This window comes from Branchiibius cervicis (genome assembly GCF_042661605.1).
GTDB classification, from domain to species: domain Bacteria; phylum Actinomycetota; class Actinomycetes; order Actinomycetales; family Dermatophilaceae; genus Branchiibius; species Branchiibius cervicis.
Genome location: NZ_JBHSWJ010000002.1, coordinates 1,453,966 through 1,464,953, shown reverse-complemented (window position 1 = coordinate 1,464,953; position 10,988 = coordinate 1,453,966). Strand labels below are relative to the sequence as shown.

11 protein-coding genes, 2 pseudogenes and 1 riboswitch are annotated in these 10,988 nt (G+C 67.6%); all 13 genes and pseudogenes read right to left on the bottom strand.

Going from position 1 to position 10,988, the window contains the following annotated elements:
• Positions 1 to 75: 75 nt before the first annotated feature.
• The 13 genes and pseudogenes from ACFQBT_RS07765 to ACFQBT_RS07705 all read right to left on the bottom strand — a co-directional run bounded on the left by ACFQBT_RS07765 (position 76) and on the right by ACFQBT_RS07705 (position 10,980).
• Positions 76 to 603, bottom strand: coding sequence for an AAA family ATPase (locus ACFQBT_RS07765; RefSeq protein WP_377821712.1), 528 nt, complete (start codon positions 601 to 603; stop codon positions 76 to 78).
• 29 nt (positions 604 to 632) lie between these two features.
• Entirely contained in the window at positions 633 to 1,664 is a 1,032-nt protein-coding gene (locus tag ACFQBT_RS07760; RefSeq protein ID WP_377821710.1) for a phosphotransferase family protein, read from the bottom strand.
• A complete protein-coding gene (locus ACFQBT_RS07755) occupies positions 1,661 to 2,425 on the bottom strand; it encodes an alpha/beta hydrolase family protein (RefSeq protein ID WP_377821708.1) in 765 nt (254 codons plus the stop codon). The genes ACFQBT_RS07760 and ACFQBT_RS07755 overlap by 4 nt, the downstream gene beginning before the upstream one ends.
• Positions 2,418 to 5,257: pseudogene (gcvP, locus tag ACFQBT_RS07750) on the bottom strand (aminomethyl-transferring glycine dehydrogenase). The gene ACFQBT_RS07755 and the pseudogene gcvP overlap by 8 nt, the downstream one beginning before the upstream one ends.
• 75 nt (positions 5,258 to 5,332) lie before the next feature.
• Positions 5,333 to 5,421: riboswitch (glycine riboswitch) on the bottom strand.
• A gap of 72 nt (positions 5,422 to 5,493) precedes the next feature.
• Positions 5,494 to 6,090, bottom strand: a complete 597-nt coding sequence (locus tag ACFQBT_RS07745) for a MerR family transcriptional regulator (RefSeq protein ID WP_377821706.1) — start codon at positions 6,088 to 6,090, stop codon at positions 5,494 to 5,496.
• A 125-nt stretch (positions 6,091 to 6,215) separates the two neighbouring features.
• Positions 6,216 to 6,721 (bottom strand): annotated as a pseudogene (locus tag ACFQBT_RS07740) (bifunctional nuclease family protein).
• Positions 6,722 to 6,741: 20 nt separating this feature from the next.
• A complete protein-coding gene (ftsR, locus tag ACFQBT_RS07735) occupies positions 6,742 to 7,413 on the bottom strand; it encodes a transcriptional regulator FtsR (protein ID WP_377821704.1) in 672 nt (223 codons plus the stop codon).
• 14 nt (positions 7,414 to 7,427) lie between these two features.
• Positions 7,428 to 7,889, bottom strand: a complete 462-nt coding sequence (locus ACFQBT_RS07730) for an FHA domain-containing protein (protein WP_377821702.1) — start codon at positions 7,887 to 7,889, stop codon at positions 7,428 to 7,430.
• Between the two features lie 15 nt (positions 7,890 to 7,904).
• Positions 7,905 to 8,294 carry a glycine cleavage system protein GcvH gene (gene gcvH, locus ACFQBT_RS07725; RefSeq protein ID WP_377821701.1) on the bottom strand — a complete coding sequence of 130 codons (390 nt, stop codon included), beginning with the start codon at positions 8,292 to 8,294 and terminating at the stop codon, positions 7,905 to 7,907.
• On the bottom strand, positions 8,291 to 9,214 hold the full coding sequence (locus ACFQBT_RS07720; protein WP_377821699.1) for a DUF881 domain-containing protein: 924 nt from the start codon (positions 9,212 to 9,214) through the stop codon (positions 8,291 to 8,293). The genes gcvH and ACFQBT_RS07720 overlap by 4 nt, the downstream gene beginning before the upstream one ends.
• 4 nt (positions 9,215 to 9,218) lie before the next feature.
• On the bottom strand, positions 9,219 to 9,551 hold the full coding sequence (locus ACFQBT_RS07715) for a small basic family protein (protein ID WP_109684500.1): 333 nt from the start codon (positions 9,549 to 9,551) through the stop codon (positions 9,219 to 9,221).
• Complete coding sequence (locus ACFQBT_RS07710; RefSeq protein ID WP_377821696.1) at positions 9,548 to 10,411, bottom strand: DUF881 domain-containing protein; 864 nt, start codon at positions 10,409 to 10,411, stop codon at positions 9,548 to 9,550. The genes ACFQBT_RS07715 and ACFQBT_RS07710 overlap by 4 nt, the downstream gene beginning before the upstream one ends.
• Positions 10,408 to 10,980, bottom strand: a complete 573-nt coding sequence (locus tag ACFQBT_RS07705) for a CDP-alcohol phosphatidyltransferase family protein (protein ID WP_377821694.1) — start codon at positions 10,978 to 10,980, stop codon at positions 10,408 to 10,410. The genes ACFQBT_RS07710 and ACFQBT_RS07705 overlap by 4 nt, the downstream gene beginning before the upstream one ends.
• Positions 10,981 to 10,988 lie beyond the last annotated feature (8 nt).

Genomic DNA, 10,988 nt, shown 5'->3' with positions numbered 1-10,988 from the left:
TCCGGCAAAGTCAGTGCGCGATGACTGTCCACGGCCTGTCGGGACCACTCCGGTCCTGGCTGACCCTGGTCGCCGTCAGGATCGACGTCGCGGAGATTTCCACCCGGCGGCCAGGGCGATGGTCACGCCGGTCTGCAGCCGCGAGCTGGTGGCGTCGATCACCGACTCATCGAGCCCGTCGACCAGATCCCGCGGGCGATACCACTCGCGCATCTCCGACTCGCCGAAGTCGTTCCGGTTCGGTTTGGTCAGGTGCCGCCGGAGAGTCTCCTCGAACGGGATGTCGAGGTAGTACGCCGCCGCATACCCCTGATGTTCGGCCACCAAACGCCGCAGCATGTCGCCGTATATGCCTGCGTTCAGGATGCCTTCAACCACCACGTCGAGACCCCTGGCCAGGCACCACCGAGCCGTGTCATCGATGAGATCGACGGCGAGTGTGCCAGGCGCGTCGTCGGCTTTGAGCAGGTCACGGCGTATGGCGTCCTGCCCTATCCGCGCTACCCGGCCCCGGTTGGCTGCTTGAAGATCAGAGGCAACACACGACTTCCCGGACCCGCTGTTGCCGCGCAGGATCACGAGCCGGGGTCCGGCGTTGCTCACCCGCCGATACCCTGACAGCCAGTCCGGCCCTACCGCCATGCCCTCGCCACCCCGAGCCGGCCCGCTGAATGCTTTGCTCGGATCGCAACCGCGAAATGCATTGCGGTGTCGCGAAGTTCAGGCAGGTAGGCACTCACCGACAACTCGTCCAGCGCATCCACGATGCGATCCGCGACCGGCGGCGCCGGCCGGTCCGGACGCTCCGGCCACCCGGTAGCGAGGGACGGTAGCAACCAACTGACCGCTAACCAGCGCCATGCGTCCGTCGCCAGCCGAAGGTCGCGTTCGAGCTCAGGCCAGTCGACCGCGCCGAAGCCCGTGCGCCACGACGCCAGGGCGGCGTCGACCAGCTCAGGGGGCAGGCGCCAGGCGCACCAGCAGGACGGCCAGGGCGCCATCAGATAGGCAAGATCCCACGCCACGTGCCGCAGCGTTGCGAACTCCAGGTCGATGAAGTGCACCCGTCCGCCGGACATCAGGTTGTTATCGGGGCACATATCGCCAGCGGACAGCACCTGCAGCGGTGTGCGGAAGTTGATCTGGGTCAAGGCGGAAAAGTCGTGACGTACGTCGATCTCCAGGTCCTGCGCCCGCCTCGCCAAATCGTCGGTTGCCTCGGCGAGCAGTCCGGGCATGTAGTCGTCGTGCTCAGGTACGAGCTGCAGAAAACGAGCGCGTGCGTCGAGGCCGGCACGGTGGAACACGCCGAGACTGCGCGCCCAGGCAAGCACACCGCCGCGCGCGGCCAGCGGGTCGTTCCCCAGAAGCAACGAGGCAAGGTGCGGATGATCTCCCAGGTCTTCCATGATGAGCAGCTCGGGGGTGGCTGCTATCAACGCTGGGGTCACCGACGAGTCGCCCATCACCATCAGCGCCGAGGCTTCAGGTGACAGGGACGGATCAAGACGCCGCTTGACGATGGCCGAGGCCTCGTCACCTGAGCGAACCCGCAGGACCAGATGGCGCGAACCCGACGGCAACGGTTCGCCGACCAAGGTCAACGGTCGACCGAGCAGCTCCGATGCCTGGGCGAGGGTTTCAGCGATCGGCGGGTTGCTCACCCGGCCAACGTTGCCACGAGCCAGTCGGTGGTGACAGCCAATAAGCGCTGCGCGACAGCGTCATTGCTGAGCACATTGAAGACGTGGTCGGCGTCTGGCAACTGCACCAGCGTGCGATCTGCGCTCTCGACTCCGGACACCAGTCGCAGGGACGCCGCCGGATCCACCACCGTGTCGGCGGATCCGCACACGGCCAGCAACGACATCCTCAGATCCAGTGCCGCACCGGCCAGATCCATCGACCGGAACTCCTCCAGCCATTGCCGGGAGAACTCGAACCTCCGGTAGCCGAGGTCGACAACCGCCGACGGTGCCCCATCGGCCAGAAGTCCCGGGAACGCACTGCTCAACTCCGACGGCGTCAAGACACCCGCCGACCAGGTCACCAAACCCGACAGGGACGGGTCGGACGCCGCGAGCAGCAACGCAATCATCCCGCCCTGAGACATACCGAGCACAGCGACCCGGTCCGGCGACACAGCCGGCTGGGACTGCAGCCAGGCCACCGCCGCCGCGGCGTCGGCCAACTCCGAGGTCACCGTGAAGTCGGTCTGCGGTCGACCACTCTCACCGCATCCCGCGAAATCGATTCTCAGAGAGGCAATCCCGCGCTCCGCGAGCGCGGCGGCCAGCCGCGTGTAGAGTCCGCCCACCTCGTCGCGCTGGCTCGCCGTACCGTGCAGCAGCAGAACGGCCGCAGACGGGGACGTGCCGGGTGAGACGAACTCACCCGGCACGTCGCCGATCAGGACCTCAGTCACCGAGGTGCTCGAACGCTTCCGGCGAGGGGCACGAGCAGATCAGGTGCCGGTCGCCGTACGCGCCATCGATCCGGCGCACCGGCGCCCAGTACTTACGCAGCGGGTCGACCCTGCCGGGAAGGCCGCGTCCTCACGGGAGTAGGCGTGGTCCCAGTCCCGCGCCAGCGACACCGCCGTGTGCGGTGCGTGTCGCAGTACCGAGTCCTCCGCTGCCACAGCACCATCCGCGACCTGCTGGATCTCAGCCCGGATGGCGATCATTGCGTCGCAGAACCGGTCGATCTCCTCAAGAGACTCGCTCTCGGTCGGCTCCACCATCAGCGTGCCCGCCACCGGGAAGCTCATCGTCGGGGCGTGGAAGCCGTAGTCGATCAGCCGCTTCGCGACGTCGTCGACCGTCACGCCGGACTCCTTGGTCAGCCCCCGCAGATCGAGAATGCACTCGTGCGCGACCAGACCGCCGTCGCCGGAGTAGAGCACCGGGTACGACGAATTCAGTCGCGCCGCAATGTAGTTCGCGTTGAGGATGGCCATCTGCGTCGCCTGGGTCAGGCCAGCACCGCCCATCAGCCGCACGTAGGCCCAGGAGATCGGCAGGATCGAGGCCGAACCGAATGGCGCCGCGGAAACCGGCCCCACCTCGGAGGGCGCGAAGGGGGTGCCGGGCAGGTACGGCGCGAGGTGACTACGCACCGCAACCGGGCCGACGCCGGGGCCGCCGCCGCCGTGCGGGATGCAGAACGTCTTGTGCAGGTTCAGGTGCGACACGTCGCCACCGAACTTGCCCGGCTGAGCCAGTCCCACAAGGGCATTGAGGTTCGCGCCGTCGATGTAGACCTGGCCGCCGGCCTCGTGCACCAGGTCGCACAACTCGGTGATGGTGTCCTCGAAGACCCCGTGCGTGGAGGGGTAGGTGACCATGATCGCCGCGAGGTTTTCCCCGTGCTGCTTGATCTTGGTCTTCAGGTCGTCCATGTCGATCTCACCGGTCGGAGCGGTCTTGACCACGACTACCTTGAGACCGGCCATGACCGCGGAGGCGGCGTTGGTGCCGTGCGCCGAAGCGGGGATCAGACAGATGTTGCGGTCGCGATCCCCGTTGGCCTCGTGGAAGGCGTGGATCGCCAGCAGCCCGGCGAACTCTCCTTGTGACCCGGCGTTCGGCTGCAGGGACACCGCGTCGTACCCGGTGATCGCGCACAGCCATTGCTCGAGATCGCTGATCAGCGAACGGATCCCGATCGTCTGATCCTCCGGGGCGAACGGGTGCAGATTCGCGAACTCCGGCCAGGTGATCGACTCCATCTCCGTGGTCGCGTTGAGCTTCATCGTGCAAGAGCCCAGCGGAATCATCCCGCGGTCCAGCGCGTAGTCGCGGTCGGCGAGCGTGCGCAGGTAGCGCAGCATCGCGGTCTCGCTGTGGTGAGCGGAGAAGACCGGGTGGGTGAGGAACTCCGACGTACGCCGCAATTCGGCCGGCCAGGCGACCTCGCCTTCCAGCGCGGGAATGGCCGTGAGCCCGAAGGCGGCAGCCAGGTCGGCCAGATCCGACTCGGTGGTGGTCTCGTCCAGGCTGATCGAGACCCGGTCGGCGTCAACGCCGTGGATGTTGATGCCGTTGCCCGCCGCGGCGGCAACCAACGAGACGCCCCGGCCGGGAGCAACGACGGTCAGCGTGTCGAAGTAGGACTCGGAGGCCAGTTCGTAGCCGCCGGATGTGAGCGCGCCGGCGAGCGCACGGGTCTTGTCGTGGACCTGCCGGGCGATCCGGGTCAGCCCGGCCGGGCCGTGCCACACGGCGTACATCGAGGCCATCACGGCCAGGAGCACCTGGGCGGTGCAGATGTTGGAGGTCGCCTTCTCGCGGCGGATGTGCTGCTCGCGGGTCTGCAACGCGAGCCGGTAGGCAGGGGCGCCGTCGGCGTCGACGGAAACACCGACCAGCCGCCCGGGCAGATTGCGCTCGAGGCCGGAGTGCACGGACATGTAGCCGGCGTGCGGACCGCCGAAGCCCATCGGGACACCGAAGCGCTGGGTGGTGCCGACGGCGATGTCGGCGCCCCACTCCCCCGGCGGCTTGAGCAGAGTCAGCGCGAGCAGGTCGGCGGCCGCAGTAACCAGGGCACCGGCCTCATGCGCCTCCCCGACCCGCGCGGACCAGTCGGTGATCGAACCGTCGGCCGAGGGGTACTGCACGACGACGCCGAAAACGTCGCGGTCCCCGGCCAGCGACCGCAGGGGCTCATCCGAGCGCAGATCCGCCACGACCACTTCGAGACCGAGGGGCACCGCCCGGGTGCGGGTGACCGCGATCGACTGGGGCAGAACCTGCTCGTCGACCAGCAGGACGGCGTCCTTGGCGGCCTTGCTCGCCCTGCGCATCAGGGTCATTGCCTCAGCAACGGCGGTCGCTTCGTCCAAGAGGGAGGAGCCCGCGACGTCCAGGCCGGTCAGGTCGATGACCATGGTCTGGAAGTTCAGCAGCGCCTCCAGACGACCCTGGCTGATCTCCGGTTGGTAGGGCGTGTAGGCGGTGTACCAGGCGGGGTTCTCCAGGATGTTGCGCTTGACCACTGGCGGAGTGTGCGTGCCGTAGTAACCCAGGCCGATCATCGAGGTGAGAACGGTGTTCTGCTCGGCCTTTGCGCGTAGTTCGGCGATGACGGCCGGCTCGGACTCGGCGGCGGCGACGTCCAGCGCCGCGGCTTGCCGGATGCCACCGGGGATGGCGGTGGTGATCAGGGCTTCCAGCGACGGCTGGCCGATCGTGGCGAGCATGCGCTCGACGTCAGCTGCCGACGGGCCGATGTGCCGGGTTACGAAATCAGTCATGACAGTCCTGAGGGTCGAGACGAACGCAGAGGTACGGCGTCTCCCCCTCTGTCAGCACGTGACCTTCAGAGCAGCCTCTTCCGGATGGTCCTGGTGCCTGAGAGGTTCTGGGGAGAGTTGCCCCGTCGGCGCTTCCCTATCGGAAGCTCTCCCATCCGGCGTCGAAAGCTAGCCCGAGTATATAGCGACGGCGGCCCGGGAATCCGGGCCGCCGTCGCTATCGAGAAGCAGGTGGGTCAGCTCACGTTGCGACGCTGGCGGCGGGCGCGCAGTTCGTCACCGGGGTGCTCGGCCGGCGTCGCAGCGTCCGGGCGCTCGCTCGGGAGCTCGGCCAGGGAACCTTCGACCTCGTGCCAGACGGTGCCGAGGGCGATACCGAAGACGCCCTGGCCGCCGCGGACCAGGTCAATGACCTCCGCGTCGGAGGTGCACTCATAGACACTGGCCCCGTCCGACATCAGGGTGATCGACGCCAGGTCCTCCACCCCGCGGTCCCGCAGATGACTCACGGCGACGCGGATCTGCTGGAGGGAGACACCGGTGTCGAGCAACCGCTTGACGACCTTGACCAACAGGATGTCGCGGAAGCTGTACAGCCGCTGGTGACCGGAACCGGACGGGTTACGCACGGAGGGCTCGACCAAGCCGGTCCGCGCCCAGTAGTCCAGTTGCCGGTAGGTCACATCGACGGTGCTGCAGACCACCGGTCCGCGGTACCCGACGGCCTCGGTCATCTGCTCGGGCAGGTCAGGGGTGAACAACGCACCTTGCAAGGGCGCGGGAGCGATGCCGCGGCCGTCCTGCGCGCGGTTCGGAGCCTCGTTGTGGGCCACGGCTACCTCCGGAGTTCTGTTTGGTTGCTGCTCAAAGCTATGGCCGGCTCAACGGCGGGTCAACGAGCTGGCCCGGCGTGTCGCAGGCGGTGACGTAACCCTCAACGTCCACCTAAGGGTTATTCTTAGGCTGGCGGCTCATGAGGAGCATCCGAATCCGGGCCGAGTTCGAAGTCCTCAGCGGATACGTTGTCCAGGAACTCACGGAACTTCTCCACCTGCTCGGCTTCCTGTTCTTCGTCGGCGATCTCGACACCCACTTCGTCGAGCACCTGATCGGCGACATAGATCGGGATGTTCGCACGCAGCGCGATCGCGATGGCATCCGAGGAACGCGACCCGATGCGCCGGTCTTCGTCGATCACCACATCGGCGAAGAAGACCCCTCCTCCATCTTGGTGATGACCACCGATGACAAGGCATGGCCCAGGCCGTCGATCAGATTGACGATCAGATCGTGGGTCAGCGGCCGCGGAGGAACGACGCCCTGCTGCGCGTAGGCGATCGCGGTCGCCTCCGGCGCGCCGATCCAGATCGGCACGTACCGCTGTCCGCCGCGCTCGCGCAACAGGATGATCGGCTTGTTGGTCGGCATCTCGACCCGCACACCCATGACCTCTACTTCGCGCACGCCTCCACGCTACCCCGCGATCAGGGTCGGGACAGCCGCGATCGGACGAGGGACACATGCAGAGCCAGGCACTCGCGCAACAAGTCACTCGCCTCGACGTCGGTGGTGGCAGCCATCTGCCGCACCAGATCGACCTCCCGGCCTGCGGCGAGATGGAACAACCGCAGGTGCCGACCCTCGACCCCGTGGCTCAGCAGGGTCGCCGCCGCCGCGGCCACCGCCAGGTCGCTCTCGTCGAAATAGCCCTCTTTGTCGGCGCGCAGCAACCCGAACGCCTCGAGGTCTGCCAGCGCCGCCCGGTCCAGACCCGCACCCTGGCGCAGTTCGGCCGACGTCAGTCGGGCACCGCGTCGTACCTGCAGGTCCAGACCGGTCACGTCCGGGTCGGGCTCGGGAGCCGGCGGGACGGGCAGCGGGACTTCCTGGGAGGGGGTCAGGCCGCGCTCGTAGGCGTCGAGGGCCTCGGAGATCTTCTTCAGCGGCCAGAAGCGGTCACGCTGGCAGGTGAGCACGAACCGGAGGCGGTCAACGTCGGCAGCGCTGTACCTGCGGTACCCGGAGGCACTACGCGACGGGCTGACCAGCCCCTCGGCGTCCAAGTAACGCAGTTTGGAGATCGTGAGATCCGGGAACTCCGGTTGCAAGACATCCAGGACCGCCCCGACGGTGCGGCCACGTTCGGCGATGGCCACCTGCGGACGACGATTCAGCTCGACGACGGCGCGTCGTAGAAGACGAGGCGGAACTTACCGATCTGGACCTCGTCGCCGGTGCGCAGCACCGTTGAGTCGACCAACCCGCCGTTGAGGTAGGTGCCGTTGAGCGAACCGACATCCTGTACGGCGAACCCCGCGTCGGTGCGACGGAAGACTGCGTGCCGGCGAGAGACGGTCACGTCGTCGAGGAAGATGTCGCTGCTGGGATGCCGGCCCACACTGACCTCGTCGGCATCGAGGAGGAACCGGGCTCCGGTGTTCGGGCCGCGTTGCGCGATGAGCAGTGCGGTTCCCGGTCGCAGCGCATCCACGGTCGCACGGTCGGTTGCCGACGGGGCCGAGATGGCCGTGCCGTCGGCCACCGGCTGGCCGCTGCCCGGCTGGAAGAACGCGGTGGCGTCAGCGGGCGTCGGCTGCTCAGTGGACTCCGCGGCGTCCCCTTCACCCATCATGCAACCAACCCTAGATCAGTCGAGGGAAGCGGTGTAGGTCGCCACGTCCTGCAGCTCCCCGAGCGAGGAACCCTCGGCCAGTCGCAGCTCGTACATCCAGCCCTCGCCGTACGGATCGGAGTTCACCAGCTCGGGGGTGGCGTCCAGTGCCTCGTTGACCGTCACGACCTCGCCGGCCAGCGGCGAGTAGAGGTCGCTCACGGACTTGGTCGACTCGACCTCCCCGACGGAGTCGCCCGCGGCGACGGTGTCCCCCACCTCGGGCAGGCTGACGTAGACGACATCGCCCAGGGCGTCCTGGGCGAACGCGGTGATCCCGACCCGCACCACGCCGTCCGCACCTTCGCGCACCCATTCGTGATCGGCGGTGTAGTGCAGGTCGTCGGGGTAGTCCAGGTCGCTCATGAGCTCTCCTTGGCGGTGGCGGAAGGTTCGGGTTGAGCGTACTGAGGCGTCTGCGTGGGCTGCAACGCGGTCACCTTCACCTGCTGCGAACTCGTGACGGTCGCAGTGGCACCCATCGATCGCAGGCTCTCGGTGACCCCGCCGGGAATGGCCATCGCCGTGGACATCGTGTGCGGATCACCAATGGCGGCAATGGTGTACGGCGGGCGAATGGTGTGGCCGCTCACGGTCAGTCCGGTATCGGAGCTGCCGCCGAACCACGTGCTGACGATGACCCGTTGATCGTTGATCTGGATCGCCTCGGCGCCTGCATCCCGCAGCTCCTCGACCGTGTCCAGGAGGTTGGCCGCCTGGACGCCCTTCTCGTTGTCCTGGATCGTGATCGTGATGCCGGGGCCGGTCGCCGGCAGGGTGCCGTTCAACACTCCGAGCATCTCCAGGCGCTCCTTGGCTGCCTGGAGCGCGGCGGCGTCGCCGGTGGAGTTCTTCAGTTCGTCCCGCGTGGTGGTCAGCCGGTCGGCCTCCTGCTCCAGACGTGACGCCTGACTGTTCACACTGTCCAGAAGGGCGACCAACTCGTCCTGGCGCAGGGCTTCCAGGCCGCTGGCGTTGGTCTGTTGGATCTGCGTCGTGATCCCGAAGCCCAACAGCACCGCCAGCAACGCAGCGAACAGATTGGCCTTGGTGGCACGCGGCCGGCCCATGCGGGCCAGCGTGCGCCACGCCGAGCGCGGTGCTTCCTGCGCCGGGCCTTCCGGTGTCCCGGCACCGAATCCGGCTGCGTCGTCCTGCGGGGTATGAACCAGCGGCTCGCCCAGCGTCGTGGGCCCCGCCGTCGCCCGGCGGGCCGGACGCTTACGGTGCGACGCGAGGTGGTGACCCTGATGCGGGCTGGTCTGCTCGGGATTCGGATCGCTCATGGGCTCAGGCGTGGAAGATGTGCCGGCGGATAGCGGCCAGGTTGCTGAAGATCCGCAGACCCAGAACCACCACCACGGCGGTGGACAGCTGGGATCCGACCCCGAGTTGGTCGCCGAGGAAGACGATCAGTGCCGCGACGATCACGTTCGACAAGAACGAGACGACGAACACCTTGTCGTTGAAGATCCCGTCCAGTACGGCGCGCACGGCGCCGAAGACCGCGTCCAGCGCCGCGATGACCGCGACCGGCAGGTAGGGCTGGAGCCATAACGGAACGTCCGGGTGCAGGACCACGCCCACGACCAGACCGATCAGGAGCCCGATGGCGGGGATCACTGGTTCTTCTCCTCTGGGACGGTGGCGTAGGACAGCACGGGGGCGGGCGCGGCGGGCAACGACTGTTTGCCGGTCCGCCACGACGCGCGTAGGTCGAACGACCCGGTCAGATTGTCCAGGTAGGCACCCGAGGCCGACTTCTGGAACGCCGACCGCATGGAGGATGGACCGATCGCCACGATCTCATACGGCGGCTGCAGCGGGCGGAAGTTGACCAGGATCGCCTGACCCGCGAACCGGATGGCGCTCAGTGACGTCAGTCGTTGACCGTTGATGGCGATCGCCTCCGCGCCGCCCTGCCACAGCCCGTTGACCAGGATCTGCATGTCGGTGGAGGTCAACCGGCCGTTCGAGTCGTCCAGATCCCGGGGATCCTCCCCGCTACCGGCAGCGCTGTCCTTGGCATCGTTGACCTCCAGGACCAGGCCGCTGCCGGTGACCGGGAGGGTGCCCGAGGTGACCTCGGCCTGCGCCAGTCGCGCGGCGAGCGCGTCCTGGTCCTCGCGCTCGAGGGCCTGGTTCTGCAGCGTGGTGATCTCCAACTGCGTGCGCTGGATGGTGCCGTTGGCCTTGTCGATGCGGCTCTGCGCCGAATCGACCCGTTGGATCAGCGCATCCTTCTGCGCCTGGGCCTGGGTATGCGGCACGCGCAGCGCCAGCGCCGCCACTGCGATGGCGAATCCGACCAGGAGACAGGCGATGATCACGCCCGGCGAGCGCAGTGACGTCTGCTGCGGCAGACCCGCGGCGCGCCGCTGCGCCGCCACCTGCTCGTACGACGGGTCCAGCGGATGCTCGGTGATCTCACGGATCAGCGACATCGAGGCAGCCGGGTCCCGGGGCTTGGTCGGTGTGGTCATGACACGGCCGCGATCATCCGGCGGATCTGGACGGCGTAGAGGAAGCCGGCGAACCAGTACAGCGCCGTGCCCCACCACACGAACGCCCATCCGATCCAGTTGGCAAGGGTGGCGATGGGTAGATCGGTTGCGCCGAGCAGCACGAGCGGGAATCCGACGACGAGGCACAGCGTGGCAGCCTTGCCGGAGAAGTGCACCGCCGGGATCGGCAACCGGTGCGCCCGCAACGCCGGCCCGAAGCTGAAGACGAACACTTCGCGGGCCAGGAGCACCACCACCAGCCACCACGGGATGATCGAACGCAGTGCGAGGCCGACGATGGTCGCGATGATGTAGAGCCGATCGGCCAGCGGGTCGAGCAGCTGACCGACCCGGGACGTCAGGTTGTACGTCCGGGCGATCTTGCCGTCGGCCCAGTCGGTGAAGCTGGAGATAACCAGGACCCAGAAGGCCCACACGTCGTGGTGGGACAGCAGGAGCCACAGGTAGAGCGGGATTCCGAGCAGGCGTAGCAGCGACAGCGCGTTGGGCACCGTCCACACCCGCCAGGGCATCGCCTCCTCGACCACGCCCCGAA

Excerpts from the sequence above, each read along its gene's own strand:
- ACFQBT_RS07730 (WP_377821702.1), bottom strand. The coding sequence starts at position 7,889 with ATGATGGGTGAAGGGGACGCCGCGGAGTCCACTGAGCAGCCGACGCCC.
- ACFQBT_RS07720 (WP_377821699.1), bottom strand. The coding sequence starts at position 9,214 with ATGAGCGATCCGAATCCCGAGCAGACCAGCCCGCATCAGGGTCACCAC.
- ACFQBT_RS07710 (WP_377821696.1), bottom strand. The coding sequence starts at position 10,411 with ATGACCACACCGACCAAGCCCCGGGACCCGGCTGCCTCGATGTCGCTG.
- gcvH (WP_377821701.1), bottom strand. The coding sequence starts at position 8,294 with ATGAGCGACCTGGACTACCCCGACGACCTGCACTACACCGCCGATCAC.